Here is a 22,589-nt window from a genome sequence, read left to right on the forward strand (position 1 = left end):
GAAATAAAATATTTTTCTGAGCGTCCCTTTTCCATTATAACACGTTCTAAAAAATTCCAAAATACAGGAAAGGACCACTCCACAGAGCAGTCCCTCCCCCATTATGTTTTCATGTTATATCTATACCTGCACAAAGCAATCAGATCAGGCCACCAACTTTTTAGCCAGTGAAGCCGCACTAGCCGCATCATCTGAATAACCATCTGCCCCAATCTCCTCAGCAAAGGCCTCTGTGATTGGTGCACCGCCAACCATAACCTTAATATTTCCTCTGAAATCAGCTGTATTTAATGCCTCAACGGTCTCCTTCAGTGCCGGCATAGTAGTTGTCAGCAGAGCTGAAAGAGCAATGATCTTAACATCCGGATTCTCTTTATAACACTCAATGATCTTGGCAGCCGGAACATCAACGCCCAGGTCGATCACTTCAAATCCGGCACTTTCGATCATCATGGCAACCAGGTTCTTGCCGATATCATGAAGGTCACCGGAAACAGTGGCAATGATCACCTTTCCAAGTGCTCCTGTAGAGCCGGATGCCAGATGTGGTTTCAGAACATCAACGCCTTTTTTCATTGCACGTGCTGCAACCAGCATTTCCGGAACAAAAATCTCACCGTTTTTAAATTTCTCACCAACTATGGACATTGCGCTGATCATACCATCATTCAGGATCGCAACCGGATCATCACCTTCATCAATGGCTTCCTGTACAGCCGCACCTACTAATTTTGCTTTTCCTTTTTCAACTAATTCCGCAACTTCATTTATTTTAGACATAATCAAAACCTCCTGTTATTTCTTAAGTTCAGATTCTAACCATTTCATTCATTTACACAGTTTCTGCAGATTCAGCTTATTTCTTCTTTGCTGTACCAATTAAGCCTTCTCTGTAAGCTCCTATATATTCCATACAATAATCATCCAGACCAAGTAATGCTTCTGTTGCATAAACAAGTCCCAGCATATCCTTATTTGTAGGATCCATAATACCGCTGTCCAGACCTGCATTCATTGCAAGTACCAGAAAGCCATAATTGATCAGCTTACGAACCGGCAAATTAAAGGAAATATTACTGATCGCAGCTGTAATATGAATGGTTGGATACTGTTTCCGAACACTTGTGATCGTTTCAATATTTGTATCAATACCATCCTCAGAAGTACAGAGCATCTCAACCAGAGGATCAATATGAATCCTGTCAGGAGCAATTCCGTATTCCTTTGCTTTTGCCATAATCTTATCAAAAACCTTCAGACGATCCGCTGCGCACTTGGGAATTCCTGTATTATCACTAAGCAGCGCGATTACCTGCCAGCCCTCATTTCCAGGTTCCGCCATAATCGGGAAGATCGTATCGATTTTATGTCCCTCTCCTGATACAGAGTTAAAGATTCCGGGTTTTTTGCAGAATTTATAAGCCTGTGCCAGAACATCCGGACTCGGGCTATCAATAGAAATCGGGAGATCTGTAACCTCCTGTATACAGTCGATCATCCATTTCAATGTTTCCACTTCTTCCGCTTCCGGAACAGAAGCACAACAGTCAATAAAGGTAGCTCCGCTTTCTGCCTGAAGCTTTGCTCTTGCCTTGATAAATTCAGAGTCTCTTTTCGCAATTGCTTCTGCAACAATCGGGATAGAACCGTTAATTTTCTCACCAATAATAATCATTTCTCAAACACCCCCGTAGCATCATCCTCTGTGACACCTGAAATTTCATCCAAGTGTCAGACAGATATTTGTATTCCGTTTTACCATTGGCAAATACCTGAAGTCAGAACATAATCTGCCATGGAAGTCTTGTGGATTCAGATGCCTTGATGCCAAATTTTTCCTCATTCAATCTGTCAATAGAATCGCAGAGTGATTTGTAAACACCCGGATAAACAGAACCAGGACCACCCTGGGCAATACACGGAATAAAGTATTTATTTCCACACTCTTCGCATACACGGCGTACCACTGCATCACAGTTCTCATCTGTCCAGCCTTCAAAATCAACTGCACGGTTCTCAATACCACCCATAAAACTGATCTTTCCACCGTATTTCTTGATCAGTTCCGGAAGGTTATTGGTTTCCATACATCCCTGCCACACATCAATTCCCATCTCGATCATAGAAGGAACCAGAGTTGCAGCATAACTGTCAGAATGATGGACTACCAGTTCTACTCCATGGCTGTGATAATAACCATAAATTTCCTTATATGGCTCAAGTAAAAATTCATCAAACATTGCCGGGCTCATAAATGTGCTGTCCAGTCCACCCCAGTCATCATGATGGAACAGCATATCCGGATGAAGGTTAGAACAAATTCCCTCAGCCAGTTCCAGCTCCCACTCTGTCAGATACTTGATCAGATCATGCATCTCATCCGGATTGGTAATATAATAAACCAGTGCATTGCTGATCTCACACAGATGATGAGTCTGTTCAAATAATCCAGGTGCAACGAAAGCTGCCTTAAAAGCCTGCTCACCGTCAACTGCATCATACTGGGCTTTCACCATATCCCACTGATCCTGAGTAAATTTCAGTGATGGTGCATGTACATAATCCTTCCAGTCTTCAATATCCTTTACTACAATTTTATCAGGGGTATGTACAGGAAATGCTCCCGGTACTCCCTTTGGAAAAGTGTTGGTTACACCCCATGCATTCACCACATTTTCCTGTCCCGGCTGAAGAAGCGGGCTCGCAAACATAAATGGATGAAACAGAAGCTGTATTGCCTCATACTGATTGACAAATCTGTCAGGATTACCGCCTCTTATAACTTCCAACATATTTTGTTTTGGTGTTAACATATGATCTACCTCCTCATATCATACCGAAAATGCCCCCACATTTCCGCGTTTCTTTGTTTATTTTGTCGTTCTTTATCTTGCTTTCGATAATTCCATTGTATCATTTGTATAGTTTAAAATATATAATCAGATATGTGGATTTTTCACACCTGTATTCCTACAATTTGTACGAATCGAATTCTCCATCTTTATGTTACGTACCACTCCACAAAAAACATTTTCCACAGTCCCTTCTATTGCGGTTTTTCTGTAAACTCGTTATAATTTACATATAAATATAACGTAGGCGGTGATTTAAATGTACAAAAAACTCTTGCTCCCTTTTCTGGTTTCTGTCAGTCTGATGAGTGCTTCTCTATGTTATGCCTCAGAGGGCCAGGGAATGCTTTCTCCCTCTACAGGCTCCTCTGACAGTGTGTTTGGCGGCTCCTCCTCCGATGAGTCCGAACCGGTGACAGATGCCAGACTTCAAGCCCTTTTAAACAAGCTTCAAGTACAGTTTCCCACAGACAACGGAAGCTGGTCTGTATATATATGTGACCTTCCGGGAGAATCAGAAGGCGGCCTGAATGCAGGTTCTATGCAGGCCGCCAGTCTGATCAAGCTCTATATTATGGGCGCTGTTTACGAACAATACGACACCATTATCAGTCAATATGGTAAAGAGGCTGTGGATTCTGCTCTGTATTCTATGATCACTGTCAGCGATAATGACTGCGCCAATACGCTGGTAAATGATCTGGGCAACGGCAATTCCTCTGCAGGCATGCAGGCTGTCAACAGCTTTTGCCAGACTCACGGATATACAGACACAAGCATGGGACGCCTTCTCCTTGCAGATACCTCCACAGGTGATAACTATACCTCTGCAGAGGATTGTGCTGATTTTCTGAAGGAGATTTATGACGAAGAGGATTCCGATTTTTCCCATGCATCAGACATGTATGCTCTTTTGAAGGCTCAGACAAGACGCAACAAAATCCCCGCACAGCTGCCCCAGGGAGTAAAGGTGGCCAACAAAACAGGAGAACTTTCAGATGTGGAAAATGATGCAGGTATTCTCTATGATTCCGAAAATGACCTGGTGATCGTGTTCCTGTCCCAGAATCTGGTCAATGCTTCTGCCGCCCAGAACACAATTGCTTCTCTCAGCAAGGAAATCTATACTTATTACAACCAATAAAATATCAGGTCAAAAACTCAATCTTTCGACCTGACACCAGAAAAATTCAAAGGAGGTTTTTACTATGAAGAAGAAAAAATTTTACTTACCGGTTATTGCCACCGCAGCACTTGCACTGTCTTTTTCCGCCACTGCCCATGATGTCCAGGCTTCTGTCAATACTTATCAGGTAAATGTGCCAACCGGATACCTGGCTCTGCGAAACGCAGCCAACGCAGATGACAGTAACATTTTCGGACAGCTTTACACCGGAGATCTGGTAGAAGTTTCCGACTACGCAATCGCTACCGGATACTGGTATGTTTATTCTCCCAAATATGATGCTTTCGGTTATGTAAACAATGACTATCTGAATGCTATCAATTCCTCCTCCGGATATTACTATGATTCCCAGTGGACTGTCAGCGTAAGCACTGGTTATCTGGCCCTTCGCACTGACAAGGCTTATAATTCCTCCAATGAAATCGGGCAGCTTTATACCGGGGATACCGTAAGCGTCTTCAATAGCAGCGATCCCGCTTACTGGTATGTATATTCACCCAGACTTAACCAATATGGTTATGTAAACAAAGATTATCTGACCGGCGGAGTTGTTGGAGCCGTAGGTACTGTCTCTCTTTACGCAGGGGAAACAAGGGTTGTCAATGTTGCTACAGGATATCTGGCTCTCCGCAATATGAAGGCTTATGATTCCTCCAATGAAATCGGGCAGCTTTATACCGGGGATACTGTTCAGATTCTGGATACCAGCGATGCACAATACTGGTATGTATATTCGCCCAAATATGATCTCAACGGATTCGTAAACAAAGACTATCTCAGCGGCACGGCTTCCTATTCATCCAGAACTGTACGCGTTTCCAAAGGATATCTGGCTCTCCGTTCCTCCAAGGCTTATACCACAGCCAACGAAACCGGGGAACTTTATACCGGAGATACTGTAGAAATTATAGATACCAGCGATCCAACCTATTGGTATGTATATGCCCCCAAATTGAATAATTACGGTTATGTAAACAAGGATTATTTGTATTGATCTGACAGCTTGATACAGTTTGATTCGACCAAAAAAGAAACTGCATATTCTGTGATGTCTGCCAATTTCGCAAACATCATCTGAACATGCAGTTTCTTTTATTTCCACACACTGATAAGCGGGCGTCTCAAAAAAAGTTATTTTATAAATTTTATATTCTATAATTAATAGTTATCAGCATGATGGTTTCTATTTCATTTTCATCAGTAATTTCCGCTGAAAAACTTACTGTCTTTTGGCAGCTCATAATCTTTAAAATAAGCTCCAAAATCAATTTTCAAATAATTACAGAGATTGGCAAGCTCTACCATAGTATTGTCATTGACCGGAATACCATTCTCTCTGCGCTCTTTCTCTGCCAGCACTTCTTTCTCACCGTGAGTATAAATCTGCTCTGCGCCCTCAGCCTTGGGACTCTGGCGAAGAGTTTCCAGATATTCTGAGAAATGCGCCTTGATATCATCTGCATTGCCGAAGATTGCAGGGTCGATCGCTGCAAATCCATGGCAGATACCTGTCTTGTCTTTAAATGTACAGCATTTATCAGAAGTAACACCCATAGAAAGAATAGAACTGAAAATCTCACAGAGCATTCCATATCCATAACCTTTATGGCTTCCGTTTACCTCTTTGTTGCCGCCAAGTGGCATAATTCCGCCGCCTTTCTTGCCGACAATGTTTGCAAGTACAGCCGGTGCATCCGTACTTTCATGTCCGTCTGCTCCCAGAGCCCAGCCCTCAGGAAGCTGTTTACCTGATTTATTATACATTTCCAGTTTTCCCCTGGTTACAACTGTTGTGGAACAGTCAAAAAGGAAAGGATAGGGTTCTGCAGGCATTGCTACTGCAATCGGGTTGGATCCCAACATTGCCTTACGTCCAAAGGTAGGTACCATGATCGCTTCTGAGTTCGTGCATGCCATTCCAAGCAGCCCCTGTTTAGAAGCCATTTCCGCATAATATCCTGCAATACCAAAATGATTGGAATTTCTTACTGAAACAAAACCAACCCCTGTTTTTTTCGCTTTCTCAATTGCTTTCTCCATTGCAAAATGACTGATCAGCTGTCCCATACCATCATGTCCGTCGATCACAGCTGATACAGGTGTCTCAAATACAACCTCCGGTTTTGCATCAGGATGGATGGTTCCTTTCTCAATTCCTTTATCATATCTTACCATTCTCTGCATTCCGTGGCTCTCAATCCCGTACAGGTCTGCGGTAAGCAAAACATCTTTAATAATATTGGTCTGTTCCTCATTGAAGCCAAACTTCCGAAATACATCGTGGCAAAAAGTATTTAATGTGTCATAACTCCATTTTACATATCCCATAACTGCAAAGCCCCTCCTTGTAGCATTACCTCTTCCCATATTGGTTATACCAATTAATTTGTTGAAATGATTATATTACCATTGCTTTTAAAAATCAACTGTTTTTTCTGATTTTTTTACAGATTTCATTATAAATATTGCTTGATTTGATCAAATCGTAATCTCTTGTTTTTACAAAGTTCTCGTAATATACTGTAAACAGGCATTGACTTTTTATTGCCTGCACAATTTTATTAAAAGAAAAGGAACGATTGCTATGATTCAGGACATCGCACCACATACTTATCACAACGAATACAAACCTTCTGCCCCGGATAAAGATTGCTTTATCCTTGCATACGAAAAAGGCAGTATACTTCTTCCCCGCCAGGAACGGGATGCAGATATTACTTTCCCACGTTTCCGGGAGTTGGAGGAAAAGATCGCTGATCTTTACAGCAATTTTATTTATCTGTTTTCCATAGATGATCAGCGTTTCTACCTGATCCCGGAGCTGGATACCTCTCTGCTTCCGGACTATGAATTTCAGGATGTACGGATTCTTCGGACCGCTCAGCCACAGCATCTTGCATTTGCAGGAATTACAGGACATCAGCTTTTCCAGTGGTACAGCAAGCGCAGATACTGTGGCTGCTGTGGAAAGCCAATGGTTCACAGTCAGAAAGAACGTATGATGGAATGCCCTTCCTGCGGCAATCAGGAATATCCTGTTCTGTGTCCTGCAGTTATTGTAGGGATCACAAACGGAAATAAAATCATCCTGTCCAAATATGAAGGACGTCGATTCAAACGCTACGCTCTCATTGCAGGCTTTGCAGAAATCGGAGAAACAATTGAGGAGACTGTTCACAGAGAAGTGATGGAAGAAGTAGGTCTGAAAGTCAAAAATCTCCGCTACTACAAGAGCCAGCCATGGTCCTTCAGCGGCTCTCTGCTGTTTGGATTCTTCTGTGATGTAGACGGTGATGATACCCTGACCGTTGACCATGAAGAACTCTCCATGGCACAGTGGGTAGAACGTGACAAAATCCCGGATCAGGGCAATAATATCAGCCTGACCAAGGAAATGATGATGCTCTTCCGTGATGGAAAAGAACCCAGATAAACAATATTCTATATCAGAAAAAGCTCATAGAATATTTTTCCCTATTATGCTAAAAGGATACATACACGGTAATGTTACTGTGCATGTATCCTTTTCGTTTCTCTGTAAAATTGATTCACTATATGTTCAAAAATATTTCTGATTACTCTTCACGCCGCACTCCCGCTGCCAAATCCACGGCTTCTGCGGTTTCCATTACATTCCTGTTCGAATTCTTTCAGTTTCCGTCTTGCTTCCGGTGTCAGGTTTGTCGGAACTTCAATCTGTACAGTTGCATATTCATCACCGTGTACAGACGGATTATTCATTGCAACAATACCTTTGCCTCTCAGACGTATCTTCGTTCCGGACTGAGTACCCGGTTTGATGTTACAGAGAACATCACCGTAAATGGTGTGAACCTTCGCCTCACCACCAAATACTGCTGTTGTAAATGGGATATTTACAGTTGTATAAACATCTCTGCCTTCCCGTTTATATCCCGGTTTATCCTGAACATTTACTTTCAGAAGCAGGTCACCGGCTTCACCTCCGCCGACTCCCGGATAGCCTTTTCCCTTAAGTCTGATAGATTTACCGGATTCAATACCTGCCGGAATATTGACTTCATAGTTCTGGACGCCACCGTTGCTGCTCTGCAGGCGGATAACCTTCTTACCGCCAAAAGCAGCTTCATCAAAGCTGACAGTAACCTCTGCATGAAGATCCTCACCTTTGCTGCTGTAAGAACCGCCAAAGCCCTGACTGCGGAAATCACTTCCACCTGTACCAAAGCCACTGCCGAAGCCGCCAGTTCCATTGCTTCCGAATCCACCAAAACCACTTCCATGAAATCCACTTCCAGCGAAACCGTTGCTTCCGAAACCACTGGATGATTTACTCTTCTTAAATCCACCACCAAAGAGATTCTTCAGGATATCATCCATATCTTCGCCATTCTCAAAATGATATTCATGATAACCATTGCCATCACTGTATGAGCCATGGAAACCACCGCCAAATGGATTGCCCTGTGCTCCGCCAAAACCGCTGCCAAACGGGCTGCCCTGTGCATTTCCATAATTACCGGCACCTTCTTCAAAAGCAGCGTGACCAAACTGATCATACAGTTTACGCTTCTTCTCATCACTCAGAACATCATAGGCTTCGTTTACTTCCTTAAAATGCTCTGCTGCCGAAGCGTTTCCCTCATTGCTGTCCGGATGATATTTCTTGGCCAGTTTTCTGTATGCTTTCTTAATCGTTGCTGCATCCGCATTTTTGTTCACGCCCAGAACTTCATAGTAGTCTCTTTTCAATATCATCACCTTCCTTCATAAACACATTCTAACGCAATCATTCCTGACTTCATATTTCTGCAATCCTCATTATGCAAACAACGGGAAGCCAAAAGATTTGACCTCCCGTTGCTGTAACTTAACATCTATTATCCTTCAATGGAGATGCTGTGCTTCTGTTCCACTGCTGGCTTTGCTTCTTTCTTCGGAACAAATAATGTCAGGATACCATGTTTGAATTCTGCTTTGATGTCGTCCTGATGTACTTCTTTACCTACATAGAAGCTACGACTGCAGGCACCTGCATAACGTTCTCTGCGGATATAACGTCCTGTCTCTTTTTCCTTCTCATCTTTATCCAGACCTTTCTCTGCACTGATGGTCAGATAACCATTTTCAAGTGCTGCATGAACTTCATCTTTCTTAAATCCTGGAAGATCTACAATCAGTTCGTATCCGTTATTCATTTCCTTGATATCAGTTTTCATTACATGATTTGCTTTATGTCCATAAAGTTTCTTCTCTGCATCCTTCATTGCTCTGTCATCATAATAGAATGGGAAATCTCCAAAAAAGTCATCAAATAAATTTTCTCCAAAAATACTAGGCATTAACATAAGTCATATCTCCTTTTCTAATATATTTTATATATGTCAAATCTGTTCACCAGATTTACTTTCCAAATCTATCTTTACAGGTTTTTTCAACCTTTTATTTTCAATCTTTTAGTGTAAGCTTTTATTTTTATATCTGTTTTTAATCTCTGGCTGACCCTTAACGGGTCAGTCAGAATATTTATTCATCAGCCTTCAATGGCAATTGTTTTCTTCTGTTCTACTGCTGGTTTTGCTTCTTTCTTTGGTACAAATAATGTGAGGATACCATGTTTGAATTCTGCTTTAATGTCTTCTTTCTCAACTTCTTTACCTACATAGAAGCTACGGCTGCAGGCACCTGCGTAACGTTCCTTACGGATATAACGTCCTGTCTCTTTCTCCTGCTCATCTTTGTCCAGGCCTTTCTCTGCGCTGATAGTCAGATAACCATTCTCCAGGTCAGCCTTTACTTCATCTTTGGTAAATCCCGGAAGATCTACGACCAGTTCATAGCCTTTATCTGTTTCCTTGATATCAGTTTTCATTATATGGCTGGCTCTGCGTCCGTAAAGTTTCTTCTCTGTATCTTTCATTGCTCTGTCATCATAATAAAATGGAAAATCTCCAAAAAAGTCATCAAATAAATTTTCTCCAAAAATACTAGGCATCAACATAAGTCATCTCTCCTTTTCTATACCGTCCATCTGTATATGATGGACTCTCAGTTATGCATCTTTACCTTGTTTCTTTGGAACTTAGGTTATTCGGAATCTCATGGAACTTATTTCTTTGTTCTCTTTTTGTTCCCCTTCCTTTGTTCTAGCTGTAATATAACACTTATTATTAGCACTGTCAAGAGGTGAGTGCTAATTTTTTTGTGAAGAATTTGTGAATTGTGAACCGGCAAAAAAAAGACGCAACCCACATTTCTGTGACTTACGCCTTTCTCTGCTCATATTTTGTCATCCAGACTTTTAACTCTATTTATGATAACTTACTCATAACAACAGACCTTACAAATGACATTACTTTCCGCAGCACTCCACAATAGTTTTCTCTACATCTTCTATCTGAAATGGTTTTGCCAGATGTGCGGTCATGCCGGCTGCGAGACATCTTTTGGCATCTTCCTCAAATGCGTTTGCAGTCATTGCAATGATCGGAATTGTTTTTGCATCCGGCCGGTCCATGGCACGTATGGCTTTTGTTGCTGCAATCCCATCCATAACAGGCATCATAAAATCCATTAATATGGCATCAAAGGTTCCCGGAGGATTACTTTCGAAGTGCTCCACTGCCTGTCTGCCGTTTTCTACAACTGTAACCTTCGCACCGTCATCTGTCAGCAGCATTTCTACGATTTCTGCATTAAGCTCATTATCCTCGGCTGCCAGCAGATGCAGTCCACGAATATCATATTTCTCTGCAATTTCCTTATCCTTTTTCTGTTCCCGGGCAATCTCAAATGGAATGGTAATGACAAACACAGTTCCAACGCCCACCTGACTTGTCACTTCAATACTTCCATTCATCTGCTCAATCAATCCCTTAGTGATCGCCATTCCCAGACCGGTTCCCTGATAAACACTCCGGGCATCTGTTTTTTCCTGTGAAAACGGATCAAAAATGCGGCTCAGGAACTCTGCACTCATCCCTATACCTGTATCAGAAATCGTCCATCTGTATGTACAGATTCCATCATGTACATCTGCTGCCTCCATTACCGTAGTAATCTTTCCTCCCGGTCGGTTATACTTAATACAGTTTCCATAGATATTCAGAAAAATCTGACGAAGATGCAGTGAGCTTCCATAGACATACGGATAAGGAATATCCTCCTTATTTTTCTCATAAATCCACTGAATGTCCTCATCTGCTGCCCTGTGCGTGATAATGCTCTCAATCTCATAGATCAAGTCTTTGAGGCAGATATATTCATGTGTCAGAACAATATGACCTTCCTCTATTTTACTCATCTGCAGAACATCATTGATAAGGGAGAGCAGATGATCCGCTGCTATCTTCATCTTTTTATGATTTTCCCGTATCAGTGCTTTATCCTCAAAATGGGTCTCGTCAATCTTTAACAGACCAATAATACCATTCAAAGGTGTCCTGATATCATGGCTCATACGACTGAGGAAATTGGTTTTTGCCCTGCTCTCGGCACGCATCTCATTGAATGCTGCCTGAAGGCGCGCCTGTTCCTGCTCATCCCGTTCATGTCTCTGTGTGGTATCCTGCAGCAGAATGATCGCATAGATCATAGGCACCTCAGCAAGAATTTCTGTATCAAACACCACCATTTTGGTCATCAGAACTGTTTTCTGTACCCAGCGGATACTTCCATCGTCTTCGCGGGTACAATATTCCACAGACATATTTGTTTCTCCGTTCTCAAACCTCTTACGAAGTTTTTCACAGTTATCTGTCATGCAGTAACCGGCAATTGTTTCCTGGGTGATTTTTTTCTCATATTCCCAGCAATAATCCCGATAAGAACATGGAAGCGGGTAGTCCATAAAAAGTTCCCAGCTCTTCTGTTCTTTTCCATTCAGTACGATTCTTCTTTCCAGAACATCCTTTGTCAGATTTACTGTATAGATCACATCTGACAATTCCAGAAGCGCATCCACATAGCTGTCATTTTCCAGGATAGACTGTTTCAGCTGTTCATAATAGAGCTGTAGCTGCTCTTTTGCACCTGTCTGACCTTCAGAAGTTTTTCGGATAGTTTCAAATGCCAGAAGAAAATGATGCAGCTTTTTGTCCTCATCCCAGTCCACCGGAATCAATGTCAGGCGGTTATACGCCCCCTGTTTTCCGATATTATACTCATATTCCAGCACATCTTTCTTCGTATGCATTTTCTTTTGAAGTTCCGAAATCTGCAGTCCTTCGCGGATATCTGCCTGACAGGACTTTTCAATCTGTTCCTCTATAATCTGTTCCACTGCACCGGAGTATGCACCATCAGAGGCCAGGAAAAAATTTTCACTGGAACGAATCGCCCGATAGGTATCCATCCTGGCATCACAATACAGACAGTCTGAGAAATTACTGCCGTGCTGATTAAGCAGTTTTAACAGCTGATATCCCTGATGCTTTTCTGCTGCAGCCTCTTCCCTTTTTACATGATTCTTATTGATATACATGTTTTTGTCTGCGCAATTAAACAGCTCTCTCATTGTACTTCCGGGAAAATCGCCGGCCAGTGCAAATCCCACCGCATAACTTAAGGGAGTATCCGGATACACTCTGGATTCCTCTAGCATATCCCTGCGCACCTTTTCAAGGCACTGTGTCATCTGTTCCCTGTCCAGTCCGTGGGTAACTACAAGAAATTCATCTCCACCTGCTCTTCCCACAAACTGCTCAGCCGGCATGGAATCCCGCAGGCAGATGGCAAATCTACGGATATAGGCATCACCGGCTTCATGACCTCTGCTGTCATTAATACGCCGGAGATTATTAAGATCAAAACTGCAGACACCGGTATCTGCATCCGGTTCTGTCTCACTCAGCAATTCTTCACATTTATTTTTGTTCGGAAGTCCTGTCGCATCATCCAGATATACTTTACGCTGCAGCAGGCGGTTCATTGCAGCATATTGTATTGCTTTGATGAACTCATATCCAATCAACAGCATCAGCACAACAATATCTGATGTGATATATTTCTCAAGCAATGATAAGGATGTGGCTTTTTTCTGCGAATATTTTTCGGCCAGACCTGTTGCTTCATCACAGATCACAAAGAAATCCTCACTTCTGGATATAATATCTGTTTTTTCATATCCTTCAGATCTCCCCAAACAGATTTCCTTATACAGATCAGAAAAGCCCTCGTCCAGTTCCTGCATTTTATTCTGAAAATCCCTATCATTCAGATATACCAGATTCAGTTTCGTATTTCCATTGCGCAGACCATCAATGAAAGACTTTACTTCCTGGATCATTGCATCGTCCTGTTCCCCGGCAACCTCCAGCTTGATGATCCTCTGTGTCTCTCCACGGACTAAACCGGTATAATTTACAATACGAGCCGTTCCCTGAATATCAGAAACAATTCCCATCATTATAATAATAAGGATAGCCAGAATAACTGCCAGAATACCAATACTGACCTGAATAATACTGGATTTCTTTTTCTTATTCTTTACTTCGGACATGGCCCTCCCCCTTCTTGTTTTGTTCTGTAAAAAATGGCCTGAATGAACCGATATCCCAGATATCCTGATATAGCGCCTGCCAGGGCTCCGCCAAGAACATCTGTGGGATAATGCACATACAAATACAATCTTGATATTCCTATCAGACAGGCAAGAACCAGAACCGGTTTCCACAGCTTCTTTTCTCCTGCCAGATATAAAGCAGTTACTGAAGCAAATGCCGCTGCTGTATGTCCTGACGGAAAAGAATAATCATGAAGTCTGGATACCAGAAGCTGCACTCCTGTATTTACATCATAAGGTCTTGTCCTTGCCACCAGATTTTTTAATATTACATTGCAAAGTAATAAATCTATTATCAAAGCAGCCGCCATAATTGCACCTGTTTTTCTCATTTTAGGAATCAGAAGAAATACTATCGTCATCACGATCCATATAATCCCTGCATTCCCCAAGCTCGTAATAAACACCATCAATTTGTCCAGAAACGGCGTGTGTAGAGTCTGGAACCAGTCCAGAATATTTAATTCAATGCTCATATCTTTTCTCCCATTCTTTCAGCATATGCATTATTTTACCCTACTTTTTCCTGTATGCCTACTCAAATTTGAATATATTTATTTATAAACAGGCAAAAAAACACCTGGCAGACTACTTTTTATAGTCTGTCAGGTGTTCTTCTGATTCCACACTGGATTGCACCTGTCGAACAGGCTTTCTTGCATCTGCCGCAGCGGATACATTCCGGGCTGTTGGAGTTTTCCACAGGGTCTACGATCATCTGGCATGCTTTTGCACATTTTCCGCATTTTATACACTTGTCCTTATCCACTCTGTATTTATACAGGGAAACGGGATTAAATACGGAATAAAGTGCTCCCAGGGGACAGATATATTTGCAGAACGGACGGTAGATCAAAATGGAGAGAATGATCGTTATGACAAGGATCACATTCTTCCATATGTACAGCCAGCCCAGTGCACTGCGCATAGATTTATTCAGAAGTACCAGCGGCAGTCCACCCTCCAGTGTTCCTGCCGGGCAGATCAGTTTGCAGAAATAGGGTGCCCCCTGTCCCATAATATCCACCAGAAACAACGGAAGCAGAATTACAAATACTGCGAAAATCACATATTTCAGCTTACGAAGCAGCTTGTCGCCTTTGAATGTGCGAATTTTCTTAGGAAATGGAATCTTATTCAGCAGATCCTGGATCAGTCCGAAGGGGCAGAGAAAACCGCAGATCAGCCTTCCCACCATAGCCCCGATGAAGATAAGAAATCCCACCACATAATAAGCCATTTTGAAATTCCAGCTCCCTATCACAGCCTGAAGAGAACCGATAGGACAGGCGCCAACAGCACCGGGGCAGGAATAACAGTTCAGGCCCGGAACACAGGCATTTTTCAATTTGCCTGTGTAAATTTTGCCTGTGACAAAACCGGTAACATGACTGTTTGTAATGAATGCCCACAGTGCCTGGATTCCGTGACGGGGCCACTCATTGATCTTCATATTTTTTGTGTTTTGTTTCTTATTACTTTTGTTATCGTTGTTCTTTTGATTACTCATTTATCCAATTCCCACACATTCCATACAGATGTTAATGGCTTTTGTAAACACCACTGCCAGCTCTCCGCGGGAAATCCCATATCCCATAAAACAGGCTCCCACAAGCATAAGAATCACAGCCGGCCGTTTACTGTTCCATATTTTTCTGGTTTTTAATTTATTCATTTATTTTCCCTCTGTGACATTCTCCAGCTCTTTTTCCACGATTTCTTTCCACTCGTCCAGACTGTGGCTTCCGGAGTAAGTTTCGCCTACAATATTTCCGTTTTTGTCAACAAAGAAGGTTTCCGGGAAAGCGGAGATTCCATTGAGACGTCCGTTCATCATTCCGGAATCCGGGATCAGGAATGGATAGGATGCCTTTGTTTTCTCCTGAAGTACCTGAGCCTTTTTCACTGCTTCCTCATCCTGCTTTCCATCACTGCCTACTGTATCCAGTGTCACGCCTACTACTCCTACTCCTTTATCCTTCATCTCCTGATAAAGTTTCTCCAGATCAGGAATCTCATTGACACATGGAGAACACCAGGTTGTGAAAATATTTACCATAGTCAGATCATATTTGCTGAAGATATCCTGTGTGTAAGTTTTTCCATCAACTCCTGTTGTTTCAAATTTACCTACATTTGTTCCTTCAGTCGCCTCTGTACTGTCAGAAGTATCCTGTGGCTGGTCAAATGCAGAGAGCTTCTGGAAAGGAGTCATTTCTGTAAGTGTTACCTCAATCCCCTCCATATCCTTTAACAGGTCTGCATCTGCATCCTTGTTTGTGCTGAGATAATATTTATATTTACCGTCACTGCTGGTACCCAGTTCTTTATGCTCTGTACAGCCGGTAATGGTATCCAGATCTTTCTGGGATTCCTCATCATACATTCCGATCACACCTACTCTGCTGAGACTTTTCAGCCAGTCGTCATATCCGGTGCCCCTCTTGTCCACCTCTGCATCCTTCTGCTCATCTGTCAGGGTGCACCAGCTGGCTGTAGCATATGTGACTGCATCTGCATTGTCATTCCATCTCTCATCTGTGAACATGGAAATGTTCTTCTTCTCCATCTGCTCTTTCAGGTCTTTGGAAATCCCTAATTTCATTCCAAGAAATGGATACTCATAAGTATCCTGTGCAGGCTGAGCAATCTCTGACGGTTTGAAGGATCCTGCGATCAGACCTTCGGAAGCTGCCACACTGCCATCTTCTGCTGCCTGAGCATCCTTTCCATCCATCTGAACCGCACCTGCACCGGCTTCCTCTGCAGGCACTGAAAGAGTTTCCTCTGCATGTGCAGTTACAATACCTCCCATAGATGTCACACTTAATACACCTGCTGCAAAAATCGCCATTAATCTCATTCTTCTGTTTTTCATTATAAGTAAGCTCCCTTCATTTTTTACTGCTATGATTTTTATATTACTTTTAAGCCAAGCCGATAAAAACATACACTTCTCTACCTGCTCCTAACCAAATAACTGCTTCACAGTTTAATTGGTTAATTCCTTATGTCTGTCTGCAGATCTGGATTTCATCCCCGCATGACAGACACTGTTTTATTGATATGCACACATTATAGCATCTGAGAAATAAAATCTGTGTTAAGAAAATAACTTTTCAAAATTTTATTTCATGGCCAATCACAGACAAATCTGAAACTTGTTAAAAGAACTTTGTAATCGGATATTTTAGAGGATTGCTATAATATGAAACATTTTCTTTTTTTACACGAATTTTATACTTCGTGTGCTATGATAAAATTGATAATATATCAGAGTCAAAATTTTAACCGAATCAAGTAAGTCCCCTGAACAGACCGGACGGCTTTCCCATCTTGCGGAAATCCTGCTGGACATGACAGGCCTTCAGACTGTAGAGCGTTCTGACACTATTTCTCTTGCAGCACTCACAGAAGAGGTTTTCTGCGATCTGGATCCGATTGCAGACAAACATCAGATCCGGCTTATTCAGACAGAAGGTGACTGTACTGTTACAGGCAGCTATATCCTTCTGTACCGGGCAGTCTATAATCTGGTTGAAAATGCGATCAAATATAACCGGCCTTCCGGTTCCGTTACTGTAAGCATTCATTCTGCAGAATCTGCAGTCCTGGAGGTAACTGACACAGGTATCGGTATCTCCCCTGAAAATCAGGAAAAAATCTTTGATCCCTTCTACCGTGTGGACAAATCCCGCAGCCGCGCCATGGGCGGTGCAGGTCTGGGGCTTGCTCTTGTAAGCGAGATTGCCAGACAGCACAACGGCCAGGTAAAAGTAACCCAGAGCAGCGAAAAAGGCAGTACCATTGCCCTGATACTGCCTAAATCAACTGACTATTGATTTTTTTCTTATTTATTTTTTTCCAGAATCTGAATCAGTTTCTGTGTATCTTCCATAGTAGTAGCCCAGCTTGTGGCAAAGCGGATCACAGAGTGTGTCTCATCATACTTCTCCCAGAATCCGAACTCCACATCCTGGGCTATTTTTTTCATTACCTCATTGGACACAATGCAGAAGATCTGATTGGTGGGAGTATCCAGAGAAAGCTGATATCCATACTTCTTCAGTGCATCCTTGATCTGCTCTGCAGCTTCCATTGCAGGTTTGCCGATCCGCAGGTACAGCCCGTCCGTAAACAGTTCACCAAACTGGATTCCTGCGATCCGTCCCTTGGCAAGCAATGCTCCATGCTGCTTGATGATCGTAAAGAAATGAGGAATCCGTCCTTTCTGCGGTATAACCACTGCTTCTCCAAACAATGCTCCGCATTTGGTTCCTCCAATGTAAAATACATCGCTAAGTTCAGCCAGATCAGTGAGAGTCACATCATTCTCCGGGCTTGCCAGTGCATAGGCAAGGCGGGCGCCATCCACATAAAGGGGAAGATGATTTTCCCGGCAGACTTTGCTGAGAGCTGCTAATTCCTCTCTGGAATACAGGGTACCATATTCTGTTGGCTGGGAAATATATACCATCCCGGGCATTACCATATGCTCATAATTGGCATCATCATAGAAATCCTTCACCAGCTTCTCAATCTGCTGTGCAGAGATTTTTCCATCTTTCTGCGGTACTGTCAGAACCTTATGTCCACCAAATTCAATAGCGCCCGATTCATGGGTTGCAATATGCCCTGTATCCGCAGCCACAACTCCCTGATAGGATTTCAAAAGTGCATCGATTACTGTGGCATTGGTCTGTGTTCCGCCAACCAGCAGGAATACGTCTGCCTCCGGTGCATTGCAGGCTTTTCTGATCTTTTCTTTCGCATCTTCTGTATATGGATCCTGACCATAGCCCACTGTTTTCTCCAGGTTTGTCTCCATCAGCTTCTTCATGATCGCAGGATGCGCACCTTCCATGTAGTCACTGGCGAAATATAAACGTGATTCTGTATTTTCCATTTTTATCGTTATGTCCTTTCTACTGCACTATTTGCGCATTTGACTTTTTTATTCATAGCTTCTGTTCTGTACCGGAACGCTATTCATTCTGTTACTCTATTTTTCTTAGCATTTCTCCCATCTGCTCTTCTGACTTTCACAGATGGAATTCCACTGACAATTCCCACAGATTTCTTTCCTCTTTCCTGATGCCAGGATTTTCTTTTGAACAACATCTGTAAAATCATCAAATTCCATAATCTGTCCATTTTCCAGACCGCACAGTTCCAGCACTGCATTGTCATATGCTTCTACAAGCGAAAAGGAAGAACAGCATCCTTTTTCATTATTGGGACAGGCAGAACAGATCTCGTCTGTATCTGCATGAAGCTGTATCTTCGCTCCCTTCTGGAAAATATCCAGCATTTCCTGCATATGTGCGGAAAACCCATCACTGTATCCCTCACCCTTGAAATATGCAAGGCACATTCCATGGTGAGGGCGTAGTGGAATATTTTTTATAAAAGACATCTTTGTGCACCCTTCTCCTTAATTTTTTAACATATTGGATACTTTAACACAAAGCGTTTTTATTGACAACTTTTTTTATTTTATAGTTTACAATCCAATAATTCTATATACTGGTCGGATTTCATCAGACTTACTGGATAAAATCAGAAAAATCCTTTTTTACTTTTTCTTCATTTACCAGCCTTAACTACCCTCATATTATAAAGAAAGGTACCCAATGATGCCAGAATAATCAGCACATATCCTGTAAAGCTGTACTTATCCGGAATCTCTCCAAACAGGACAAATCCCAGCATCGTGGCAAAAATAATCTGCGAATAATCAAAGATGGAAATCTTCCCTGCAGGTGCATAGGTGTATGCAGCCGTAATCGTAAACTGTCCGCCCGCTGCGAATAATCCTGCCATCAGCAATGTCACAAGCTGTTTCATACTCATGGGTGTGAAATGGAACAACATCCACGGCACAACCGACAAACAGGAGAAAAATGAAAAATAAAACACGATAACCGGTCCCTTCACTCCGTGAGTTCCCAGTACACGCACCATCGTATAGGCAATTCCTGCTCCCAGTCCACCGCAGACTCCTATCAGTGCCGGAACAAGTGCCGCATTCTGAAATCCCGGTTTCACTACAAATAAACATCCGATAAACGCCAGCGCAACACACGCAGCCTGCGCCGGTCTGATCTTTTCCTTTAACAAAAGGAATGAAAAAATAATCGCAAAAAACGGAGATAACTTATTCAGGATCGATGCATCTGCCACCAACAGATGGTCAATGGCGTAAAAGTTACACAGAATCCCCAGTGTCCCGCACACACAACGCAGGATCAGTGGTCCCCAGTATTTCTTATCCACCTTCGGCACTGTACGATTTTTACAGAGAATCACCGCCGCAAACACCGCCGCCACCAGATTCCGGAAGAAACTCTTCTCCACAGACGGCAGATCACCTGCCAGACGTACGCTCACATTCATACAAGCAAAGAAAAACGCCGACAGGATGATCATTATCATACCCTTTATGTAATTTTCCTGTTTCATCAGATTTAACCTGCCTTTCTGTCCATGCAGACAGCTTCTTTTTATCATATGCCGTCTGTCATCTACCTGTTAATCATATCACGGACAATCGTTTTAGTACAAATAGATTTTTTATTCCAGCAACACTCTAAAAAGGGTTGCTGACCTGATTTTACATCCCATTGACTTTTCCAGATGCTTGTGTTACTCTAACACAAGAAAAATCTGCATATAGATGATAACAACGGGAGCCTGTGGGACAGGCTGAGAGGAAGATAGATCTTCGACCGCACCTGATATGGATAATGCCAGCGTAGGTACTGTATTTGTATATTAAAATCTGCCAGTGTGTTATTCCGGCAGATTTTTTTTGCAGGATTTTATCTGTTTCCTGCACAACTGATAATGTCTGCTTCGGCAGACCAAATCTTCATTTCAAGGAGGTTCATTATTATGAACACAGACAGATCCAAAACATTCAGAATGGTCATGCTCGCCATGATGGTTGCCATCGGCGTTGTCATCTCACCCATTCTGAGAATCGAGGGTATGTGCCCTACTGCACACCTGATAAACATCGTCTGCTCCGTACTTCTGGGACCGTGGTATTCACTTCTTTGTGCCACTCTCATCGGAATCATCCGCATGATGTTTATGGGTATCCCGCCACTTGCACTGACAGGTGCCGTATTCGGTGCATTTTTATCAGGCGTTTTCTACCGCGCTTCTCATGGAAAGATTATCTGCGCAGTGATCGGTGAGATCTTCGGAACCGGTATCATCGGCTCTCTGGTTTCCTATCCTGTAATGGCATTTCTTATGGGCAGAAGCGGACTGAACGCATTTTTCTATACACCAATGTTTCTGGCAGCAACCTGCATGGGTGGCACCATTGCCTATTTCTTCCTGAAAGCCTTAAGTCACACAGGAATGCTTGCCAAATTTCAACAAAGCCTTGGAGCAAAAGTATATGACCGTAAATCAGACAAATCCCAGACAACTGACCCGAGCAGCACAGCCGCTGATTCACTGCATCACTAATCCAATTTCTATCCATGACTGTGCTAATATTATTCTGGCGGCCGGAGGCCGCCCGATCATGGCAGAACATCCCGCTGAAGTAGCTGAGATTACCAGAAGTTCTCATGCACTGGCACTGAATCTTGGAAATATCACTGATGCGCGTATGAAATCCATGCCTGAATCTCTGAAAACTGCAGCTAGTCTCCACATCCCTGTTATGCTTGATCTGGTAGGTACTGCCTGCAGCAATCTGCGTTACGAATTTGCAAACAGACTTATGAACATTCATATGCCGGAACTTCTCAAGGGCAATATGTCTGAGCTTCTTGCCATGTCCGGCCAAACCGCCCATGCCATCGGCATTGATGCAGGGGACGAGGATACCGTCACAGATATCAATCGGATTCATCTGCAGGAACTTTTCCAGGAAAAAGCTGCTCAATGGAACACTACACTCCTGATCACTGGTAAGGAAGATATGATCGTTTCTGCAAACAAATGCTCATTTATCAAAAGAGGCACTCCTGCCATGTCGCAGATCACCGGAACCGGCTGTATGCTTGGCATGATCTGTGCCACTTATCTGGCAGTCACAGATCCTTTCACTGCAGCTTTCACTGCAGCTACAGAATTTGGTATCGCCGGCGAAAGAGCTGAAAAAAACAGCTCCGGCCCCGGAAGCTTCCAGGTGGAGCTGTTTGATCAGTTTTACCAGTTATCCTTATAATAAGTAGGTGAAAAAGTGCCTATATGCCCTCATATAACGAAATGCTCAGAGGATGAATAATGTTTTTTAGGCCTCAACAGGCTTCAATGGTAAATCCTTCTCTCTCAAAGGGTGATTTATAAATCAAACTCGTCTTCTATCTTTTCCTGTTCGTCTATAATATTCATCCTTATCTGCATACATCAGCTTATCAGCCATTGCCTTAATTTCTTCAAAATTAAGTTCTATATGTTCTGAACAAACAACTACTCCCTTAGACACACTAAGTTCAGAAATAAGATTTCCCTGGAAGTTTTCAGTTAAATAATCAAATGTCTTAACTGCATCCTGTGCTTCTTCTCTCGTTCCTCTCAGTAATGCAACAAACTCATCGCCACCTACACGATACGTCCTTCCAAGACCTGAGAATGCATTAACCATACACTTCGAAGCGCCAATAATTAACTCATCCCCTGCTTCATGACTAATATTATCATTAGCTGCTTTTAAACCGTTCAAATCCATCATAATAAGAACGTATTCTATTAAGTTATTATTTTTCTTGATTATTTCACAGTCAGCTTCAAACCCTCGTCTATTATATAAGCCTGTAAGCTCGTCCTTTATAGATGCTTCATATCTTCTGTTGTATGCATCCTTTGCCTTCTTCTCTCTCATACTAATAATAACAAATGAAGTTGCCATTATTAATACGCCTGCAATAAAGATTAAAACAATTGGAAGTATAATGTTATTGACCTCTTAAAATAGCGTAATAATGATTACCTTGCGTGTCTCTGGATTGTTCTGTATACTGTCATCAGTTTACAGAAAGAAAAA

22 protein-coding genes and 1 riboswitch are annotated in these 22,589 nt (G+C 42.4%); of the genes, 6 read left to right on the forward strand and 16 right to left on the reverse strand.

The annotated features are described in order from the left end of the window. Positions 1 to 144 precede the first annotated feature (144 nt). From ACTNC6_RS12710 to ACTNC6_RS12720, 3 genes are all read right to left on the reverse strand, one after another. Positions 145 to 780, reverse strand: a complete 636-nt coding sequence (locus ACTNC6_RS12710) for a corrinoid protein (RefSeq protein ID WP_433844686.1) — start codon at positions 778 to 780, stop codon at positions 145 to 147. A 76-nt stretch (positions 781 to 856) separates the two neighbouring features. Next, complete coding sequence (locus tag ACTNC6_RS12715) at positions 857 to 1,675, reverse strand: methyltetrahydrofolate cobalamin methyltransferase (protein ID WP_303243371.1); 819 nt, start codon at positions 1,673 to 1,675, stop codon at positions 857 to 859. A 103-nt stretch (positions 1,676 to 1,778) separates the two neighbouring features. After that, complete coding sequence (locus tag ACTNC6_RS12720) at positions 1,779 to 2,813, reverse strand: uroporphyrinogen decarboxylase family protein (RefSeq protein ID WP_441035198.1); 1,035 nt, start codon at positions 2,811 to 2,813, stop codon at positions 1,779 to 1,781. Between the two features lie 298 nt (positions 2,814 to 3,111). On the opposite strand from ACTNC6_RS12720, the gene ACTNC6_RS12725 reads away from it, so the two are divergent. Beyond that, entirely contained in the window at positions 3,112 to 3,996 is an 885-nt protein-coding gene (locus tag ACTNC6_RS12725) for a serine hydrolase (protein WP_441035200.1), read from the forward strand. Between the two features lie 64 nt (positions 3,997 to 4,060). Continuing rightward, on the forward strand, positions 4,061 to 5,032 hold the full coding sequence (locus tag ACTNC6_RS12730) for a hypothetical protein (protein ID WP_441044267.1): 972 nt from the start codon (positions 4,061 to 4,063) through the stop codon (positions 5,030 to 5,032). Between the two features lie 203 nt (positions 5,033 to 5,235). Here the strand turns inward: ACTNC6_RS12730 and ACTNC6_RS12735 are convergent, their stop codons facing one another. Then, positions 5,236 to 6,366, reverse strand: a complete 1,131-nt coding sequence (locus tag ACTNC6_RS12735) for an Ldh family oxidoreductase (RefSeq protein ID WP_441044268.1) — start codon at positions 6,364 to 6,366, stop codon at positions 5,236 to 5,238. Positions 6,367 to 6,622: 256 nt separating this feature from the next. On the opposite strand from ACTNC6_RS12735, the gene nudC reads away from it, so the two are divergent. Beyond that, positions 6,623 to 7,471 (forward strand): NAD(+) diphosphatase, encoded by an 849-nt coding sequence (gene nudC, locus ACTNC6_RS12740; protein ID WP_441044269.1) that lies wholly within the window; start codon positions 6,623 to 6,625, stop codon positions 7,469 to 7,471. Between the two features lie 149 nt (positions 7,472 to 7,620). Here the strand turns inward: nudC and ACTNC6_RS12745 are convergent, their stop codons facing one another. The 8 genes from ACTNC6_RS12745 to ACTNC6_RS12780 form a co-directional block, all read right to left on the reverse strand. Next, positions 7,621 to 8,772, reverse strand: a complete 1,152-nt coding sequence (locus ACTNC6_RS12745; protein ID WP_441044281.1) for a DnaJ C-terminal domain-containing protein — start codon at positions 8,770 to 8,772, stop codon at positions 7,621 to 7,623. Between the two features lie 125 nt (positions 8,773 to 8,897). Next, entirely contained in the window at positions 8,898 to 9,365 is a 468-nt protein-coding gene (locus ACTNC6_RS12750; protein ID WP_008705425.1) for an Hsp20/alpha crystallin family protein, read from the reverse strand. A 185-nt stretch (positions 9,366 to 9,550) separates the two neighbouring features. Then, positions 9,551 to 10,018, reverse strand: coding sequence for an Hsp20/alpha crystallin family protein (locus tag ACTNC6_RS12755; protein WP_008705428.1), 468 nt, complete (start codon positions 10,016 to 10,018; stop codon positions 9,551 to 9,553). A 351-nt stretch (positions 10,019 to 10,369) separates the two neighbouring features. Further along, on the reverse strand, positions 10,370 to 13,516 hold the full coding sequence (locus ACTNC6_RS12760) for an ATP-binding protein (protein ID WP_441044270.1): 3,147 nt from the start codon (positions 13,514 to 13,516) through the stop codon (positions 10,370 to 10,372). Further along, the gene (locus ACTNC6_RS12765; RefSeq protein ID WP_441035224.1) at positions 13,504 to 14,055 is read right to left on the reverse strand and encodes a phosphatase PAP2 family protein; all 552 of its coding nucleotides are present in this window, start codon (positions 14,053 to 14,055) and stop codon (positions 13,504 to 13,506) included. Before ACTNC6_RS12765 ends, ACTNC6_RS12760 begins: the two co-directional genes overlap by 13 nt. A gap of 119 nt (positions 14,056 to 14,174) precedes the next feature. After that, positions 14,175 to 15,089, reverse strand: a complete 915-nt coding sequence (locus ACTNC6_RS12770) for a 4Fe-4S binding protein (protein WP_441044271.1) — start codon at positions 15,087 to 15,089, stop codon at positions 14,175 to 14,177. Further along, positions 15,090 to 15,254 (reverse strand): CD1871A family CXXC motif-containing protein, encoded by a 165-nt coding sequence (locus tag ACTNC6_RS12775; RefSeq protein WP_441044272.1) that lies wholly within the window; start codon positions 15,252 to 15,254, stop codon positions 15,090 to 15,092. Beyond that, positions 15,255 to 16,457, reverse strand: coding sequence for a TlpA family protein disulfide reductase (locus ACTNC6_RS12780; protein ID WP_441044273.1), 1,203 nt, complete (start codon positions 16,455 to 16,457; stop codon positions 15,255 to 15,257). A gap of 478 nt (positions 16,458 to 16,935) precedes the next feature. On the opposite strand from ACTNC6_RS12780, the gene ACTNC6_RS12785 reads away from it, so the two are divergent. Beyond that, complete coding sequence (locus ACTNC6_RS12785) at positions 16,936 to 17,421, forward strand: sensor histidine kinase (RefSeq protein WP_441044275.1); 486 nt, start codon at positions 16,936 to 16,938, stop codon at positions 17,419 to 17,421. A gap of 8 nt (positions 17,422 to 17,429) precedes the next feature. Here ACTNC6_RS12785 and ACTNC6_RS12790 read toward each other — a convergent pair whose 3' ends face one another. From ACTNC6_RS12790 to ACTNC6_RS12800, 3 genes are all read right to left on the reverse strand, one after another. After that, positions 17,430 to 18,485 (reverse strand): threonine aldolase family protein, encoded by a 1,056-nt coding sequence (locus ACTNC6_RS12790; protein ID WP_161234122.1) that lies wholly within the window; start codon positions 18,483 to 18,485, stop codon positions 17,430 to 17,432. Positions 18,486 to 18,590: 105 nt separating this feature from the next. Next, positions 18,591 to 18,995 carry a DUF1284 domain-containing protein gene (locus ACTNC6_RS12795; RefSeq protein ID WP_022381173.1) on the reverse strand — a complete coding sequence of 135 codons (405 nt, stop codon included), beginning with the start codon at positions 18,993 to 18,995 and terminating at the stop codon, positions 18,591 to 18,593. A 170-nt stretch (positions 18,996 to 19,165) separates the two neighbouring features. Then, on the reverse strand, positions 19,166 to 20,041 hold the full coding sequence (locus ACTNC6_RS12800) for a DMT family transporter (RefSeq protein WP_441044276.1): 876 nt from the start codon (positions 20,039 to 20,041) through the stop codon (positions 19,166 to 19,168). A 213-nt stretch (positions 20,042 to 20,254) separates the two neighbouring features. Further along, a riboswitch (TPP riboswitch) is annotated at positions 20,255 to 20,358 on the forward strand. Between the two features lie 115 nt (positions 20,359 to 20,473). Between ACTNC6_RS12800 and thiW the strand changes: the two genes are divergently transcribed. Together thiW and thiM are read left to right on the forward strand one after the other, a co-directional pair. Next, entirely contained in the window at positions 20,474 to 21,061 is a 588-nt protein-coding gene (gene thiW, locus ACTNC6_RS12805) for an energy coupling factor transporter S component ThiW (protein ID WP_441044277.1), read from the forward strand. Next, entirely contained in the window at positions 20,991 to 21,770 is a 780-nt protein-coding gene (gene thiM, locus ACTNC6_RS12810; RefSeq protein WP_441044278.1) for a hydroxyethylthiazole kinase, read from the forward strand. Before thiW ends, thiM begins: the two co-directional genes overlap by 71 nt. Positions 21,771 to 21,893: 123 nt before the next feature. Here the strand turns inward: thiM and ACTNC6_RS12815 are convergent, their stop codons facing one another. Beyond that, complete coding sequence (locus ACTNC6_RS12815) at positions 21,894 to 22,454, reverse strand: GGDEF domain-containing protein (protein WP_441044279.1); 561 nt, start codon at positions 22,452 to 22,454, stop codon at positions 21,894 to 21,896. Between the last annotated feature and the right edge of the window lie 135 nt (positions 22,455 to 22,589).

The sequence above is a fragment of the Blautia sp. HCP3S3_C4 genome, assembly GCF_052064095.1.
Lineage (GTDB): Bacteria > Bacillota > Clostridia > Lachnospirales > Lachnospiraceae > Blautia_A.

Bases quoted from the DNA above. Each gene is read 5' to 3' on its own strand.
- ACTNC6_RS12815 (WP_441044279.1), bottom strand. From the start codon at position 22,454: ATGGCAACTTCATTTGTTATTATTAGTATGAGAGAGAAGAAGGCAAAG.
- ACTNC6_RS12795 (WP_022381173.1), bottom strand. From the start codon at position 18,995: ATGTCTTTTATAAAAAATATTCCACTACGCCCTCACCATGGAATGTGC.
- ACTNC6_RS12760 (WP_441044270.1), bottom strand. From the start codon at position 13,516: ATGTCCGAAGTAAAGAATAAGAAAAAGAAATCCAGTATTATTCAGGTC.
- ACTNC6_RS12725 (WP_441035200.1), top strand. From the start codon at position 3,112: ATGTACAAAAAACTCTTGCTCCCTTTTCTGGTTTCTGTCAGTCTGATG.
- ACTNC6_RS12770 (WP_441044271.1), bottom strand. From the start codon at position 15,089: ATGAGTAATCAAAAGAACAACGATAACAAAAGTAATAAGAAACAAAAC.
- ACTNC6_RS12800 (WP_441044276.1), bottom strand. From the start codon at position 20,041: ATGAAACAGGAAAATTACATAAAGGGTATGATAATGATCATCCTGTCG.
- ACTNC6_RS12765 (WP_441035224.1), bottom strand. From the start codon at position 14,055: ATGAGCATTGAATTAAATATTCTGGACTGGTTCCAGACTCTACACACG.
- ACTNC6_RS12730 (WP_441044267.1), top strand. From the start codon at position 4,061: ATGAAGAAGAAAAAATTTTACTTACCGGTTATTGCCACCGCAGCACTT.
- ACTNC6_RS12790 (WP_161234122.1), bottom strand. From the start codon at position 18,485: ATGGAAAATACAGAATCACGTTTATATTTCGCCAGTGACTACATGGAA.
- thiM (WP_441044278.1), top strand. From the start codon at position 20,991: ATGACCGTAAATCAGACAAATCCCAGACAACTGACCCGAGCAGCACAG.
- ACTNC6_RS12710 (WP_433844686.1), bottom strand. From the start codon at position 780: ATGTCTAAAATAAATGAAGTTGCGGAATTAGTTGAAAAAGGAAAAGCA.
- thiW (WP_441044277.1), top strand. From the start codon at position 20,474: ATGAACACAGACAGATCCAAAACATTCAGAATGGTCATGCTCGCCATG.
- ACTNC6_RS12720 (WP_441035198.1), bottom strand. From the start codon at position 2,813: ATGTTAACACCAAAACAAAATATGTTGGAAGTTATAAGAGGCGGTAAT.
- ACTNC6_RS12775 (WP_441044272.1), bottom strand. From the start codon at position 15,254: ATGAATAAATTAAAAACCAGAAAAATATGGAACAGTAAACGGCCGGCT.
- nudC (WP_441044269.1), top strand. From the start codon at position 6,623: ATGATTCAGGACATCGCACCACATACTTATCACAACGAATACAAACCT.
- ACTNC6_RS12750 (WP_008705425.1), bottom strand. From the start codon at position 9,365: ATGTTAATGCCTAGTATTTTTGGAGAAAATTTATTTGATGACTTTTTT.
- ACTNC6_RS12785 (WP_441044275.1), top strand. From the start codon at position 16,936: ATGACAGGCCTTCAGACTGTAGAGCGTTCTGACACTATTTCTCTTGCA.
- ACTNC6_RS12780 (WP_441044273.1), bottom strand. From the start codon at position 16,457: ATGAAAAACAGAAGAATGAGATTAATGGCGATTTTTGCAGCAGGTGTA.
- ACTNC6_RS12755 (WP_008705428.1), bottom strand. From the start codon at position 10,018: ATGTTGATGCCTAGTATTTTTGGAGAAAATTTATTTGATGACTTTTTT.
- ACTNC6_RS12715 (WP_303243371.1), bottom strand. From the start codon at position 1,675: ATGATTATTATTGGTGAGAAAATTAACGGTTCTATCCCGATTGTTGCA.
- ACTNC6_RS12735 (WP_441044268.1), bottom strand. From the start codon at position 6,366: ATGGGATATGTAAAATGGAGTTATGACACATTAAATACTTTTTGCCAC.